This window comes from Sphingomonas sp. GC_Shp_3 (genome assembly GCF_026540945.1).
Classification (GTDB): Bacteria; Pseudomonadota; Alphaproteobacteria; order Sphingomonadales; family Sphingomonadaceae; genus Sphingomonas.
The window spans coordinates 163,781-178,798 of the sequence record NZ_JALNUT010000006.1 but is presented as its reverse complement, the minus strand read 5'-3'; the positions used below and the strand labels follow the sequence as shown (position 1 = coordinate 178,798).

The following is a 15,018-nucleotide window of genomic DNA, read 5'->3' as shown; positions in this document are numbered from 1 at the left end:
TGACATGCCCCGCACGATGATCGCGCTGGCAGCGCTGCTGGCGATCGGCGCAGCTCCGGCCCCGGCGCCGGCTGTGCGGCATGTCGAGGCGCGGCTCGATACCGGCAACGTCTGGGCGGCGGACATCCCGGCGCAGTGGAACGGCACGGTGCTGCTGTTCAGCCATGGCTTCAGCGCCGGCCCGGCCAACCCGCCGCGCGATCGCCCGCACGAAGGCGCGGAGGCGTTGCTGGCAAGCGGATATGCGCTGCTCGGCAGTTCGTACCGCGAAACCGGCTGGGCGGTCGAGAAAGCGGTACCGGACCAGATCGACGCGCTCAACGCGTTTGCGCGCGCCGTCGGCAAACCGCGTCGCGTCATCGCTTATGGCGAGTCGATGGGCGGCCTCGTCACCGCCGCGCTGGTCGAGCGCCATCCGGACCGGATCGACGGGGCGATGCCGATGTGCGCGTCGCTATCGGGCACGCTCGGCATGGAGAACCAGGCGCTCGACGGCGCATGGGCGCTGAGGACGCTGGTCGATCCCGGCGCACCGCTTCGCATCGTGGGCGTCTGGCATCCCGGCGCCCCGCAACCGCCGATTCGCGAGGAAGGCCCGGCGGTGGACGCGCTGCTCGCCAAAGCGATCGCTACGCCGGCAGGTCGCGCCCGCCTCGCGCTTGCCGCCGCGTTCGCACAACTGCCCGACCGGCCCGATGCAGCGGCACCGCCGGCGGGCTCGTCCGATCTCGATGGGCGGGTCGATGCCTATGCGCGCTGGTTCGCGATGGGCGTCTTCTTCCCCCGCTTCGAACAGGAGCGCCGCGCCGGTGGCAACGCGTCGTGGAATGTCGACGTCGATTACGCGGCGCAACTCGCAGCCTCGGGCAAGCGGGCGATGGTGGCAGCGTTGTATCGGCGCGCGGGGCTATCGCTTGCCGCCGATCTCGCGACGCTTGCCAAAGCGCCGCGTATCGCCGCCGATCCGAAGGCGGTCGCCTATATGCGCGCGAATTTCGTTCCAACCGGCAAGCTTCTTCGCCCTGTCCTGACGCTGCATACCATCGGTGACGGCGCGACGATGGTGACGTATGAGCAGGCATATCAGGACATCGTGCGCCGCGCCGCCTCCGGGCAGATGCTGCGCCAGGTGTATGTTCAGGCGACCGGCCACTGCACATTCAATGCCGCTGAGACCGTGGCTGCGATCACGGTGTTAGACCGGCGCATTTCGACCGGCCGTTGGGACGACGCCGCGCTTTTGGCATCGAGCCTGAATCGATCGGCGGGGCCGACCGCGCGCTTTGCGACCTATCGACCTGCCCGGTTCCTCCGGCCCTGCGGTGCCGTGGAGCACACGTGTGCGGGCGAACCAGCTTCGGAGACAGACGTACCGGACACAGGGAGGCAGGTTCGCTAGCGGGGACGCCAACGCGGTGCGTCTCCTTGCCCGTTAGAAAAGACCCGCGACGGCAAAGCTGTTGCCGTCGCCGCATCAGCGAGGAGCAGCATTGGCTTTGACATGTGCCGATCTGGCAGTGATGATCGCGTCGGAGAGGGGCAACGAGCGCCTATGTTGAATCGTCGCGAAACGCTGCTGGCCGGCATGGCCACCGGTTTGCTAAGCTCTGCGGCCCGCGCTGCGGTCCCTGGCGTCTGGCCCGCTTACCCCACGGAGGAAATCGACGTGTGGCCCGGCATCCCGCCGGGTGCCCCCGCCATCCTGCCGGTCGAACAGGTGATCGAGACCGGCGACGCCCAGCATCACGGCCGCATGGTCAAGGGCATCGTTCGCCCGCGCATGAAGGTTTTCCGGCCTTCCAGGCCCAATGGTGCGGCGCTGCTGGTGACGCCCGGCGGCGGCTATTCGGTGATCGTCATCGATGTGGAAGGATATCAGATCGGACCCTGGCTCGCCGAGCGCGGCTGGACGGTGTTCGTCCTATACTATCGGCTGCCGGGCGAAGGCTGGGCGAACCGCGCGGATGTGCCGCTGGCCGACGCGCAACGCGCGATGCGGCTGATCCGGTCGCGCGCGCCGACCTACGGCATCGATCCCGCCAAGGTTGGCGCGCTCGGCTTTTCGGCTGGCGGTCATGTCTGCGGCGATCTCGCCACCCGCTATGACGCGACAGTGTATGCGCCGGTCGATGCAGCGGATCGGCTGAGCGCCCGGCCAGCGATCGCAGCGCCCATCTATGCCGTCCAGTCGATGAGCGCGCCGCTCGCGCATGGTGGTTCGCGCGACATGCTGCTGGGTCCAAACCCGTCGGTCGAGACCCAGCGAGCGCATAGCCCGGCGCATAACGTGACCGCAGCGACGCCGCCCGTCTTCATGGCCCATGCCGAGGATGACACGACCGTCTCGGTCGAGAATACCGTGGAGATGCGCGCCGCGCTCAAGATGGCGGGCGTCAAGGTCGAGACGCATCTGTTCACCGCCGGCCGACATGGCCTGGGGTTGCCGGGCCCGGCAGGAGAGCCCGCGCGGCACTGGAAGGACATGTTCGCCGTCTGGGCGCAGGCGCAAGGGCTCGGCTAGGCGGCTCGATCTTCGCGCTGTCGTCGCGGTTGCCAAATCATGGTCGCAACCGGATAAGGCCGCAAAGCCGTTTGGGAGAGAGAGCGTGTTCGATCAGCCGTGTTGCAAGCATGGCGGCTTAAACCGCCGTGAGCTTGGGTCAGCCAGCGTACTTGGCCTCGCGTCAGCCTGGATGGCTGTTGGCACCACCCCCAGCCTTGCCGCCGATACCGGTTCACCAGCGGTGGGTAGCACGCTGAGCGGCTTCGAGCTTCGCGACGTCCGCTTGCTCGATGGCCCCTTCTTGCAGGCGCAGCGATTGAGCGCCGCCTATCTGCTCAGTCTGGATTGCGACCGGCTGCTGCATAGCTTCCGCGTCAATGCCGGTCTGCCGCCCAAGGCGCCGATCTACGGCGGATGGGAGTCCGCCCCGACGTGGACGGACATCCATTGTCAGGGGCATTCGCTCGGCCACTATCTCTCCGGCGTCGCGTTCATGAGTGCCGCGACGGGCGACAAGCGGATGCGCCAGCGGGTCGACTATATCGTCGCCGAACTCGCCGCCTGTCAGAAGGCGGGTGACACCGGACTGTTATGCGCGTTCCCGGAGGGGCCGGGGCTCGTCGCTGCGTTCATCGCGGACGACAGCAAGGTGACGGGCGTGCCCTGGTACACGTTGCACAAGGTCTACGCGGGCCTGCGCGACGCCTATCAGCAAACCGGCAGCACGCAGGCGCGCGACGTGCTGATCCGGTTCGCGGATTGGGCGGTGGTCGCGACCCGTTCCTTGTCGGACGAACGCTTCGAGACGATGCTCGGGGTCGAGCATGGCGGCATGAACGAGATCTTCGCCGACCTGTTCGCGCTGACCGGCAATCCCGACTACCGCACGATGGCGACGCGCTTCTCGCACAAGGCGACGCTGGTGCCGCTGGAAAAGGCGCAGGATCACCTCGACGGGGTGCACGCGAACACGACCATCCCCAAGATCGTCGGCTTCCAGCGGGTCGCCGAGGTGACGGGCGCAGCGGACTATCACAGCGCTGCCGAGTTCTTCTGGCGCACCGTTGTGCAGACCCGCTCCTATGCGACCGGCGGGCACGGCGATGCCGAGCATTTCTACCCGGTCGTGGATGCGGCACAGCACGTTTTCTCCGCCAAAGGCTCGGAAACGTGCGGCATCTACAACATGCTGAAGCTGACCCGGATGCTGTTCCTGCAGCGGCCGGACGCTGCGTACGCCGACTTCTATGAGCGCGCACTCTACAACGGCATCCTGGCGTCGCAGGATCCGGCAAGCGGGATGGTGACCTATTTCCAAGGCGCGCGGCCGGGCTATGTGAAGCTGTATTGCACGCCCGTCGATTCCTTCTGGTGCTGCACCGGTACCGGCATGGAAAACCACGCCAAATACGGCGAGGCGATCTACTTCCACAATGATCGCGCGCTGTGGGTCAACCTGTTCATCCCGTCTGCGGTGACGTGGCGGCAGCAACACGCCACGCTGACGCAGACCACGCGTTTCCCCGAGGCGCCCTCGACGCGGCTGCGCTGGACCCTTGCGCGACCGACGTCGCTGGCGCTGCACCTGCGGCATCCCGCCTGGGCGCCGGCCGTCGAGGTGCGGGTGAACGGCGAGGTGGTGGCACACGCGGACCGACCGGGCAGCTATGTCACGGTGGACCGGGTCTGGCACAGCGGCGACACGATCGACCTGTCCCTGCCGATGCACGTCGCAGCGGCGCCGCTGCCGTCCGCACCAGACATTTTCGCGCTCACCTATGGCCCGCTGGTGCTGGCGGGAGCGTTCGGGAACGCCGGTATCCCTGCGGGCAGCGACCTTGTCGTCAACGAGCGGAAATACGGCGAGTACCTCAACACCCCGGTTCCCGTCCCGTCCCTGGGCGACGGCGATCCGGAGGCGATCGCGCGCGCAGTCCGGCCGGGCTCCGACCCGCTGACCTTCACCATGCCGGATGCCCGGGGCGAGCCTGTCGAGCTCAAGCCCTACCATCAGGTGGCGCATGAACATTACGCAACCTATTGGAAGATTCGCGATAATGCGCCTGCGAAAGCCTGACCGGACCGCCATGGCACAGGATCATCGACGCGCGGTCGTCGCACGCGGAGGCTATGGCGTCGTGATCTGAACGAGCGGCGGGTTTGGAGACAGAAGAAAGCGTTGCGCCGGCGCGGAACCCGCGGCCGGCATCATGCCCAGTCTTCCAGTTTGCCCATCATGTTTCGGGGCAACGCAGCGCCGAACCGGACGCTGCGCGGACGTTCGGCAGGGGACAATCGAACATCACAGATGTTCTCGATCGCAGCGGAGAGTTCGGTCGGTTCCCGAGTGCCATCCGGCACGATGAAGGCCTTCAGTCGACCGTTATCATGCTGCCGGACGGCCACATCGGCGACTCCATCGATCTGCCGCAACGTGTCGACTACACGAGCTGGCCACACGGTTTCGCCACCAACCTTGACCGCACCGTCCCGTCGACGGATCGGTCGGAGCCTGCGCTCTCCAATCCGCTCGACATGGTCGGGGAGGCTGTAGCTGCGCCCCCTGGCATCGTACAATTGCCAATCATCTTCGCCCGCGGGCGCCAGCCGCCAACGCGGCAGCAGATTATAGGCGTCGTCAGGTAGATCGCGAACGGCGATCCCGCCGGTCTCGGAGGATCCATAGACATCAAGGAGTCGGCTCAGCCCGGCGGCGAGCAGGTCCGTTGCGAGAGTTGCGTCAAGCGGGCCGGCCGAGCTGCATCCCACGACGTCTTCCGGAAACGAGCGGACCAGCCGAGCGATGGCGCGCCATTGATCGGGAACAGCGACCACCAGATCGCCCGAGGCGAGATCGAGGGGGGCGCCCAACGTGCGCGCCACCACCGGGACATTGAGCACCGTCGGCAGGAGGGCCGTCCAGATGATGCCATAAAGATGATGGCCAGGGACCAGGGCCACGACACGACGCCGGCCGCCGAGCTGCGTGGCCAGAAACCGAGCCTCGGTCAGGAGGTCCGCTATGGCATGAACACATGGCCGGGGTTGACCGGTCGAACCGGAGGTCATCACCGTCAGTTCGCCGTCGCCAGGGTCGTGGCGGGCCATGATCCAGCCCACCCACCCTCCGACCACGCGCGGTGGCTCCGGCCCGAGCAGGTGGTCGTCCAGCCCGAACATCTCCGCCAAGGCGCCAAGCGCGCCTAATTGCTCCAGAGAGTCCAGACCCAGGCCGTCGTCACCGATCGGCATTGCATCAGGCCAAATATCCGCTGGCAGGCCCGGCTGGCCGCGCTCGCGCAAGCGTCCGACTTCCGCCATGACGACGGCGCGGGCGATCCGCTGTATCGCCGAGCGGGGAAGCGCCGAACTCATGCCGCGCGGGCTTGGGGCCGATGCACCTGGTTCCGACCGCTGTGTTTCGCCGCGTAGAGCCGGCGATCGGCCAAGGCGATCAACGCGTCGATCGAACCGTTGGCTTCTTCCAATGTGGCGCAGCCGAAACTTGCCGTCGCGCCCAGCTTGCCCATCGGTGTATCGATGCACAAATCCGCGACTGCCGCCCGCATCTCTTCGGCAAGGTTCAGAGCCTGATTGAGGTCGAAGCGCGGCAGCAGTGCCCCGAATTCCTCTCCGCCAAGACGGGCAAAGATGCCCCGCGGCGGCAGGAGCGCCGCACAGGCTTCAGCGACTTGGCAGAGCAGCGTGTCGCCAACGGGGTGCCCATAGCGATCATTGACGATTTTGAAATGGTCTAGGTCGAGGACGACCAGCGCCAGCGAATGGCGCAACTCGCGCCAGTGCGCTTGCTCGCGTTCCATTACCTGGCTGAAATGCCTCCGGTTCGACGCGCCGGTGAGGTGATCGCAGGTCAGCAGGCGGCGAATATCCTCGGCAGCGGCCTCACGCCTCGGCACATCGCGGAGCACGACGGAAAAGCCGGTCGGGAGCGATGAGGCGTCATCCGCCCGTGCCACGACGAGGCGCTGGCACCAGTAGCGTCCCCCATCGCGGCGCTGCTGCCATCCCTCCTGAAGATGCCAGCCGTCTCGCTGCGCGATCTCGACCTGCTCCTCAAGGCGCAAATCCCCACCCGACGGGTCCGTTTGCAGGACCTCTGCCAGCTTGTGGCCGATGACCGTTGCGCAGTCGTGTCCGGTTTGCCGCGTAAAGCCGGGATTGGCGGAGGTGATGAGGCCGTCCGGGGTGATGGACAGCGCGGCATATTCCGCAACGCCGTCCAGCAGGGTTGCGAACCATGTATCGGCTTGTCGCAGCCGTTCCTCTTGAGCAACTTGCTGGCTGATGTCCGACAAGGTCACCATCAGACGGTCGGCGCCAAGCTTGACCATCGTGCATGCGAGCACCTTCGGCGCTGTTTTGCCCCGGCCCCCACCCAGATCGACGAAAATGCGGTGCCCGTCGCAAATTTTGCCGGCGGCAGGCGTGTAGGCGGCGCAAAGGCTGCGCAACTCCGGAGCGTGTTGCTCAAGCGCGGCAAACAGGTTGCTGGCATCACGCGTACCCGCGAGCGGCAACAGATGCTGCATGGCATGCGGGTTCATCATCGCGATCTCGCCGGCAGCATCGCATTCGATCAAGCCGACAGGGCACGCATAGAGGAACTCTAGAAGCTGCTCCTCGCTCGATTTCTCGGTCATGGTTATGGCCTCATCGTTCGATCAGTATGTAACGATATGGTATTTCCTGATCTGCGAGCAGACGAAGGCGGACCTTTGTCGGGCGCATGCGCAGGGTCAGCACATAGGGTATGATATCGTCGATCGCGGCTTCGTCTTCGAACCGTTGCGCCACCATGAAGTTGTTCATGCATTGGCCGACCGCGTCGAAAAACGGCACACCGACAACCGTCGATGGATCAAGGCCCGACATGCGCGCCTCCGTTGCGTTATAGATCGCAACGTTCGTGTCTGCGCCAAAGCCGACAACCCCGTAGGGCAGGGCGTCTCGCTCGTCCGCAGTCATTCCGTCGAGATCGCCGATGGCGACCGTTTCAAAGCTAGCTTCCGACATCGGCACAGGCACTCCAGGTTGCGTGCTACATGCCCGATCGATGTTAACCGGCAGCTAATATCGTCGAACAGCAGTCCAAGATTGCCACGCTCGCCAGGTCTAACGGGAGGCGAAAGCAGGATGGGGGTACCGGAAGCGCCATTCAGGGCCGCTGCGTGATCGCAGGGCGATCATGCAGCCACATCCTGAGACGACGTCGGATCGGCTTGTCCCAATATTCGTAAGCCGCCCCGGAAGCGAGCAGGACCAATGGCACCAGCGCCAGCCCGATCACGACCAACTGCGCGGACGTGGCGTGCTCGTTGGCGACGTAGTTCATCCAGACATACAGGAACGGGAAATGGACCATGTAGATCGGGTAGGAAATGCGTCCGCTCGCCTTGCACAGGCCGAGCATGCCCCTGCCTGGCTCGGAATGCGCGCCGAGGACAAGCATGGCGGGGAACACGAGCACGACACAGGCCGCTTCATAGAGCCCGTTGAGTTTGAGGCCGCCTACCTCCGGCCATGTGGGAAGCGCCATGACGACGATCATCACCGCAGTGAGCGGAAGCCATCCCAGCCGCACGCAAGGCAGCCGGTCCTTCACACGAAAGAGCCACATACCGGTCAGGAACGGGAAACACAGCCGGACCGGTGCCATCCAGACGCTGCGCCAGTCTGACCCTTGATCCAGCGACCCCAGCGCGCCGGCACAGGCGACCAGCACCAGCCCGCTCAGCACCGCCAGAATGGCGAGCACCCGCGCCGACAGGTGCCGCAGCACGAGCGCATAGGCCAAATTGCCGACATACTCCTGGAGCAGGCTCCAGCACGGACCGTTCAAGGTGTGGGTATCGCCGAACCGGTTCGGCAGCGGCCAGGCCGGCAGCAGCAGCAGCCCCATACCAAGCGCAACCAGCACCATCCGCCACGACGCCGCCTGTGCCTGGCCGGCGAATGGATCGAGAAGGTAGCTGGCAAAGCCGAGCAGCACGCCCAGGATCACCATCGGGTGCAGCCGAATGAGTCGCAAGGCAAGGAAGTGGCGGACGCGCATTCCGCCCCAGCGATCGTCATAGGCATAGGCAATCACGAAGCCGGACAGGGCAAAGAAGAAGTCCACCGCCAGCGGCCCGTGATGCAGCAGGATCTTGGAGCCCTGCCAGCCGACGGTGATCCCCTGGATGTGGAACAGCACGACGAGCAGGGCAGCCGATCCGCGCAGGCCGTCAAGCACCTCGAAATGCTGTTTGCCCGTGGCTGTCGTGTCTGCACCGGGCTGGTTTGGCCGCAGTGTCCGACGCTCGACCTGCGCTGCATCGTGTGTGTGCGCCGGACTCATCATTGTGCCCTCGGTTGATTGCGGGGACTGCGACGCTGGCCAGCCCGTACAGATCCGCGCCGGGTCGACGCGTGGGCCAGCAGCGATCGCTGCATCTTCTGCCACCTTGGCCGCGTCACGATCGGGAAGATCGACCGGGTGGCATCGACGCGATCCCGATTGCCGGGAGGCAGGGCCGTGGCGCGGCGTGGCACCCCTCAGTTGCCCTTGCCGAAGGGCAGCGTGAGCGCTTTGCCGTCATAACGGACGGTGCGCATCTCGGGCTGCGTCGTCGCCGCGTCGCCGGGACGGTCCATTACCACGACCCGCAACATCCGCTGCTTGACGAGGCCGGGGAAGGTGCCACGCCGCGCACCGATCGTCAGCGTGCGTTTGGCATCGTCCCAGTGCAGATCGTAGCGCGCCGACTGGCCCTTTTCGTAGGCGTAGGTCTCGTTGTCATCCTCATACAGCGTGAAGCGGCCGTCCGCGCCGGGATAGATGCGCACGTCATAGGGCGCTTCCGGTCGTTCGGTGGCATATTGCAGCACTGAGCCCATCGGCACGATCGCACCGGCGCGCACGTATAGCGGCACCACGTCGAGCGGCGCCTCGCGCGTGACGGTTTCGCCGCCGCGATAGCGCTGGTTGGTCCAGAAATCATACCAGTCGCTGCCGCGTGGCAGGTAGGTCCGCATCGTCAGGTCGCGCGGTGCGCTGAGCGTCGCGGCATCGCGCTTCAACTCGCTCGGCGTGCGCCAGATGAAGCGGAACACGCGACCGCCCTCTGGATGGAAGAACTCGAGCCGCACCGGCAGCCGCTCGCCCTTCCGGAGCGTGTACCGCACCACGCGCGAGCGTGTCGCGCTGCGGTTCCAATCGTCGATCGCGGGCTTGCCGGCCAGAAACAGGCGCATGCCATCGTTACCGGTCAGCCCGATCTCATACTCGCCATCCTCGGGCGCGATCAGATCGCCCTGCCAGCGCGCGGAAAAGTGGCTGAGCGATGTAAGGCCGGCGGGCATTTCGGCAAGCGGCGGGTCGGGCCAGGTGTGGTCGATCTTCGCGTCGAGCGCGGTCCCGGCAGCCTTCTCGAAGTTCTCGCCCGCGAAATACTGCACGTTAAGCCCTGGCTTGCCGTCGGCGGTGCGCAGCACGTCCGCCGGTACCGTGGTCGCTGCGGAAGGCAGGATGTTGTACATCGCCCGCGTGACCGGGTGAACGAGCAGCGACGATCCGAACATGAAGCTGTCGTTGATGCTGCGCACCGCCGGATCATCCGGGAAGTCCATCGGCAACGCGCGCATCAGCGTATAGCCGTCCGACGTCACCTTCGCGCTCAGGCTGTAGATATAGGGCAGCAGTTGGTAGCGCAGGTGCACGCTGTCGAGCAGCGTCTTGTACACCGCCGGATCGAGCGTCTTGAAGATATACGGCTCTCGTTCGACGTTGGTGCCGTGCACGCGCATGATCGGATTGAACGTCGCATATTGGAACCAGCGCGCGAACAGCTCCCGCCATGCCGGGTTCTTCTCGCCACCGGGGAAATCGCTGACGAAGAAGCCGCCGGTGTCCTGCGTCCAGTACGGATTGCCGGTGATGGTGACGTTGACGCCGCCCGACACCTGCTGTGCGAACGTCTTCCAGTTGGCGTAGATGTCGCCCGACCAGGATGCCGCAGCGGTACGCTGCGCCCCCGCCCAGGCCGAGCGGGTTAGGGTGAAGACGCGCTTGTCGCTGGTCGCGCGCTCGCCGTCATAGGTGCCTTGCGTCGTCTCCAGCGAATATGGGTTGAGGTAGCGCGTGAAGTCGCCGAGCGCGTTGCTGCCCAGCGCCTTGGTGTCGCGGATATTATCGACCGGGTTCCACATCGCCGAGCTGACCTCGACCTCGGTGCCGTCCATCCACAGCGCGTCGACGCCTTTGTCGAGCAGGCCGGACTTCACATATTTGAAGTAGATCTTGCGGCCGAGCGGGCTGTACGCATCGTACACGCGCGCCTGTTTCGATATCCAGTGCAGCGGCTTGAAGCGCAAATCATAACGGTCGAGTTCATGCGCCAGCGGCGTGTCGTTGCCGACCGACGGCCAGATCGACACCATCAGTTTCATGTGCAGATCGTGGATCTCGCGGCTCATCGCCGCCGGGTCGGGATAGCGTTTCGGGTCCCAGATCATGCCCGACCAGGTGCCGTCCTTGTCGCTGCCCCAATATTGCCAGTCCTGCACGATGTAATCGAGCGGGAACTGCTCGCGGCGGAAAGTGCGGGCAACCTCAAGGATGCGATCCTGCGTCGGGTAGCGCTCCTTGCTCATGAACAGGCCGAACGCCTGTTTGGGGTACATCGGCGCGTCGCCGGTCAGCCAGCGATAGGCGCCGACCACGCCGTCCATCGTATCGCCGGCCATGATGTAATAATCGACGCCACCCGGCGCGCTTTCCGCCCATAGCCGCGCGCCATCGGCATCGTCCTTGAAGCGCATCTGCGAATAGGTATCCCACAGCACGCCATAGCGCTCCGTCGAGACCATCACCGGGATGATGATGCCGACGTTGGTCTGGACGAGCAGCAGATCCTTGCCACGCCGGTTCACGTCGTCGTCACTGGTGAAGCCGAAGCCGTAGATGCCCTCGTCCGGTTTGAGCGTGAAGCGGTTCTCGACCTCGTAAGTCGGCGCGTTGGAGATCGTGCGCTTGCTGATCGTCTGCGGCGCGTCCGCCTTTTCGCGGGTGAGCAGGCGGTCGGAGGCATCGTAATAGCTGGCTGCACCCGTGCGCTTGTCGATCGTGACGCGCAGTTTGGCGCCGTTGAGGGTGAGCGTGTCGGCGCTTTCGGTAATTTTAAAGGGCACGTCGCCGGGCGTGCGGATCACGACGAGGCTGCGCGCGGTCCAGTAGGATTGCCCTAGATTGGCGGTCACCCGCACCACGCCGGGTGCATAGAAGATCACCGATTTCGTCACCCCGCCAAGCGTGAACTGCACGCCGTTCCGCAAGCGCTGGAAGTGGAACGCCGCATCCTTGGCGGGCGCGACGGCTTGCATCTGCCCGAGCGGATCGAGCCCCGTCGGCGCGGCAGCGCCTTGCGCGAGCGTGGGGCTCGCCGCGACCATCATGGCGGCGGTGGCGATCCAGCGTGCTTTCATGCGTTTCCCTTTCCCGTTCACGTCAGCGGTCGAACCGCCAGTAATTCATATCGACCAGCGACGGCGCGCCGCCGCCCCGGAAGATCAGGTACAGGTCATGGACGCCGACCGCGCTCGAGACTGCAGCGGTCTTCTTCTGCCATGCGCGCGCATCGGCGACAGGAAGAGTGCCGATGACCGGCCCGTCCGTCCGGTCGAGCCGCAACTCGATGGCCGCGTGTGGCGTGCCGTGGGCGACCTGCGCGCGGAACGCTTTCGCGCCGCTCGCGCCGAAATCGACACCCGCGATCTTGATGTAGCTGCGATCGGCGGTCCGCGTGACGTACACCGCGCCGCCTTCATCCTGCGCCGTGGTGACGCCGGGCGTCCAGGCATAGGGCCGGTCACGGTCGCGCTTGATCCGTGAGGTCCAGGCGATCGTCTCCGCCTCGACGCGGGCATAGGGGTTGAGCGTCCCGATCTGCGGCGCGCTGGTCTTGTCCCACCAGTGCAGGTTCGAAATGGTGCCGTCCGGGTTATAATCGAACTTTGCGATCGAGACCGAGCGGCGCTCGTGATGGATCGGCGTCACCGCGAAGTTCAACTCGTAGCTGAAGCCGAACAGGTACGATCCGCCCTTATAGTCGATGATGCCGGGGTGGTTGCCGGTAGCGCGCATATCGTGGTCCATGATCGGCCCCTTGTACGTCCACGGACCCGTAGGGCGGTCGCTCATCGCGTAGCCGATGCCTTCCGAGCAGCAGGTTGAGGCGAAGGCCATGTAATAATGGCCGCCGCGACCGTAGAACCATGGACCTTCCTGATAATCGGTGATGCGCGGCTGTACCTTGGTGATCGGGCCGGAATAGCTCACCATGTCGGGGTTGAGCTTGACGTACCACAGGTCCGGATTGCCCCAGTAGAGATAGGCCTGACCTTGCCTGTCGATCCACACGGTCGGATCGAAATAGCCTTCGCCCGGCGCGATCAGCGGCTTGCCGAGCACGTCGCGGAACGGCCCGGCGGGATTGTCGGCGACCGCGACCGCGATCACGTTGCGCGGCGATCCCGCCACGGTGATCGGCGCGTAGAGATAGAACTTGCCGTTGCGCGCGACCACCTGCGGCGCCCAGGCGTCGTTGGTCTGGTTCGCCCAGGGAAAGGTCTTGAGCGATGCGACCACGCCGCGATCGGTCCAGTTCGCCATGTCGGTCGAACTGTACAGCCGCCAGTCGAGCATCCTGAAGTCCTCGGCATCGTCCTCGTCGTGGCTGGTGTAGAGATAGACCACGCCGTCATGCACCATCGGCGCGGGATCGGCGGTGAAGCGCGTCTGGATGATCGGCGCGCTCGCCTGCGCGGTGGCAAGCGGCGCTGCCGCGGCGAGCAGCGCGGGCGCGAACAGGCGGGCGAGGCGTGGCATGGAGAAGTCTCCCGGATCAGGGTGTGATGGTGACGATCACGCGCGCGTAGCGGGTGAGCGGCGGCGAACCCTTGTCGCTCACGCGGACGATGAAATGCGCCTCGCGCGGCTCGGTCACCTTGGGCGCGGTGAAATCGACCGTATGGATGTTGGCGGCGATGCCGTTTGGGATCACCGTGCGCCAGTGGCCGACCTCGGCATAATGGAACCACTGGAAGCTGAGGCTGTCGCCATCGGGATCGGTGCTGTCGATTGCGCTCAGCACGAAGCGCTGGCCGGATTTAACGGTAACGCGCTCGGGCGTGGAGAGCTTGACCACCGGCGGGTGGTTGGCGTGGGCGAACGGCTCGGTCGTCCACATCATGCGTGCGGCGAAGTCGTTCTGGAAATCGTCGCGCCAGCGCCAGATGCCGGCACGAAAATCCTTGATCTGCCGATCCGACGGGGTTTGCGCGCGGCCATATTCGCGCTGCTGCCACGGCATGTAGCTGTCGATCGCGTTGGTCCAGATCGGGCGCGTCTCCGGCTCAATGGCGACATTGCTGAACCCGCTCGGATCGGTGGTGGCGACCGGTGGCGTGTAGAGTTCGTAGCGGCCGCCCCAGCCGCCCCAATCGGGATGCTCGGGTACGCTCAGGCCATTGGGGATCAGCGACAGCCAGGACGGCGTATCGCCCTCCATACCATAGGCGACATCGGGATAGACCGCGCCGAGCGGGCCGTGGCCTTGCTGAATGTTGTCGCGCAGCCATGTGTTGCTGATCGTCGTGTTGTCGGCGCCGTCGATCAGCGTGTTGATGCCGGTCCACGTGCCGGCACCGTAGCCGCCGGGGCTGACGATGAAGAACACGTTGGGGAAGGTGCGGCGGATCCACGCGCCGCTGTCGTCCTGGTCCGAGATGGTATAGACGCGCAGCTTCGCGATCAGCCGCTTCGCCTCGGCGGAGCTGCGCATCTCGCGGATGGTGTAGAGCGCCTGCGCCAGCGTGTTCACGCCGCCCCATGCCGTCACCCACAGCGGTCGCGAATCGGGCCGCTCCAGCGCCGCGATGATGAGGCGCGAGCCGGCGGTGTCCTTGCCCGCGCCGACCATCGCCATACCGTAGCCCGGCTGCCCGTCGCGCACGAGCGCGAGCAGCCGATCGGCACCCGGATAGCCGGTTTCGTGCAGCGCGAGGTTCGGTTGCACCTTGCCATAGGCGTGAAGGATGCGGCGGATAGAATCGGGGTGGATCGCCGTCTTCATGTGGACCGAGGTGGTCGCGATCAGCCCTTCCAGGTCGATCTCGCTCGCATACAGGAACAGGCGGGTGAAACTTTCGGTATCGTCCGGGTCTGCCTCGATATCGCTTAGCACGATCAAGCGCTGCTTCTGCGCTGGCGCAGCCATCGGCGTTTCCGAAGCTGCCGCCGCGATCGGCGCGACGAGGAGCGCGGCACCCCCCATCATGGCCCAGAACCTCAGCATCCGTCGCCCTCCCTCTCGTGGCCATTGATCTGACCTTGATGCGGTTCCTAACGCGTTGTGTTTCATTAGTCCTACTGAAAGCAAGCGTGGGGTCCACGAGGTGCAGCAGAACCCCACCCGCGTCGCAGACAAGATGTTGACGTTAACATCGACTAGGTGTCA

The 15,018-nt window shown here is 65.4% G+C and carries 10 protein-coding genes; 3 read left to right on the top strand and 7 right to left on the bottom strand.

Annotation, left to right across the window (positions count from 1 at the left end; translation table 11 throughout):
* Positions 1-4 precede the first annotated feature (4 nt).
* From OXR00_RS13550 to OXR00_RS13540, 3 genes are all read left to right on the top strand, one after another.
* Positions 5-1,399 carry an alpha/beta fold hydrolase gene (locus OXR00_RS13550; RefSeq protein WP_267388790.1) on the top strand — a complete coding sequence of 465 codons (1,395 nt, stop codon included), beginning with the start codon at positions 5-7 and terminating at the stop codon, positions 1,397-1,399.
* A gap of 153 nt (positions 1,400-1,552) precedes the next feature.
* Entirely contained in the window at positions 1,553-2,521 is a 969-nt protein-coding gene (locus OXR00_RS13545; protein ID WP_267388789.1) for an alpha/beta hydrolase, read from the top strand.
* Positions 2,522-2,693: 172 nt separating this feature from the next.
* On the top strand, positions 2,694-4,580 hold the full coding sequence (locus tag OXR00_RS13540; RefSeq protein WP_267388788.1) for a glycoside hydrolase family 127 protein: 1,887 nt from the start codon (positions 2,694-2,696) through the stop codon (positions 4,578-4,580).
* Between the two features lie 131 nt (positions 4,581-4,711).
* Here the strand turns inward: OXR00_RS13540 and OXR00_RS13535 are convergent, their stop codons facing one another.
* The 7 genes from OXR00_RS13535 to OXR00_RS13505 all read right to left on the bottom strand — a co-directional run bounded on the left by OXR00_RS13535 (position 4,712) and on the right by OXR00_RS13505 (position 14,856).
* The gene (locus OXR00_RS13535) at positions 4,712-5,878 is read right to left on the bottom strand and encodes an AMP-binding protein (RefSeq protein ID WP_267388787.1); all 1,167 of its coding nucleotides are present in this window, start codon (positions 5,876-5,878) and stop codon (positions 4,712-4,714) included.
* The gene (locus tag OXR00_RS13530; protein WP_267388786.1) at positions 5,875-7,164 is read right to left on the bottom strand and encodes a sensor domain-containing diguanylate cyclase; all 1,290 of its coding nucleotides are present in this window, start codon (positions 7,162-7,164) and stop codon (positions 5,875-5,877) included. The genes OXR00_RS13535 and OXR00_RS13530 overlap by 4 nt, the downstream gene beginning before the upstream one ends.
* A 10-nt stretch (positions 7,165-7,174) precedes the next feature.
* On the bottom strand, positions 7,175-7,537 hold the full coding sequence (locus tag OXR00_RS13525; protein WP_267388807.1) for a phosphonate transporter: 363 nt from the start codon (positions 7,535-7,537) through the stop codon (positions 7,175-7,177).
* A gap of 142 nt (positions 7,538-7,679) precedes the next feature.
* Positions 7,680-8,864 carry an acyltransferase gene (locus OXR00_RS13520; RefSeq protein WP_267388785.1) on the bottom strand — a complete coding sequence of 395 codons (1,185 nt, stop codon included), beginning with the start codon at positions 8,862-8,864 and terminating at the stop codon, positions 7,680-7,682.
* A 194-nt stretch (positions 8,865-9,058) separates the two neighbouring features.
* Positions 9,059-11,986: a TIM-barrel domain-containing protein gene (locus tag OXR00_RS13515; RefSeq protein WP_267388784.1), complete on the bottom strand. Its 2,928-nt coding sequence runs from the start codon at positions 11,984-11,986 to the stop codon at positions 9,059-9,061.
* A 22-nt stretch (positions 11,987-12,008) separates the two neighbouring features.
* Positions 12,009-13,388 carry a glycoside hydrolase family 43 protein gene (locus OXR00_RS13510; RefSeq protein WP_267388783.1) on the bottom strand — a complete coding sequence of 460 codons (1,380 nt, stop codon included), beginning with the start codon at positions 13,386-13,388 and terminating at the stop codon, positions 12,009-12,011.
* Positions 13,389-13,404: 16 nt separating this feature from the next.
* Positions 13,405-14,856 (bottom strand): nucleoside hydrolase-like domain-containing protein, encoded by a 1,452-nt coding sequence (locus OXR00_RS13505; protein ID WP_267388782.1) that lies wholly within the window; start codon positions 14,854-14,856, stop codon positions 13,405-13,407.
* Positions 14,857-15,018: the final 162 nt, after the last annotated feature.

Bases quoted from the DNA above. Each gene is read 5' to 3' on its own strand.
- OXR00_RS13530 (WP_267388786.1), bottom strand. From the start codon at position 7,164: ATGACCGAGAAATCGAGCGAGGAGCAGCTTCTAGAGTTCCTCTATGCG.
- OXR00_RS13510 (WP_267388783.1), bottom strand. From the start codon at position 13,388: ATGCCACGCCTCGCCCGCCTGTTCGCGCCCGCGCTGCTCGCCGCGGCA.
- OXR00_RS13540 (WP_267388788.1), top strand. From the start codon at position 2,694: ATGGCTGTTGGCACCACCCCCAGCCTTGCCGCCGATACCGGTTCACCA.
- OXR00_RS13525 (WP_267388807.1), bottom strand. From the start codon at position 7,537: ATGTCGGAAGCTAGCTTTGAAACGGTCGCCATCGGCGATCTCGACGGA.
- OXR00_RS13550 (WP_267388790.1), top strand. From the start codon at position 5: ATGCCCCGCACGATGATCGCGCTGGCAGCGCTGCTGGCGATCGGCGCA.
- OXR00_RS13515 (WP_267388784.1), bottom strand. From the start codon at position 11,986: ATGAAAGCACGCTGGATCGCCACCGCCGCCATGATGGTCGCGGCGAGC.
- OXR00_RS13535 (WP_267388787.1), bottom strand. From the start codon at position 5,878: ATGAGTTCGGCGCTTCCCCGCTCGGCGATACAGCGGATCGCCCGCGCC.
- OXR00_RS13505 (WP_267388782.1), bottom strand. From the start codon at position 14,856: ATGCTGAGGTTCTGGGCCATGATGGGGGGTGCCGCGCTCCTCGTCGCG.
- OXR00_RS13545 (WP_267388789.1), top strand. From the start codon at position 1,553: ATGTTGAATCGTCGCGAAACGCTGCTGGCCGGCATGGCCACCGGTTTG.
- OXR00_RS13520 (WP_267388785.1), bottom strand. From the start codon at position 8,864: ATGATGAGTCCGGCGCACACACACGATGCAGCGCAGGTCGAGCGTCGG.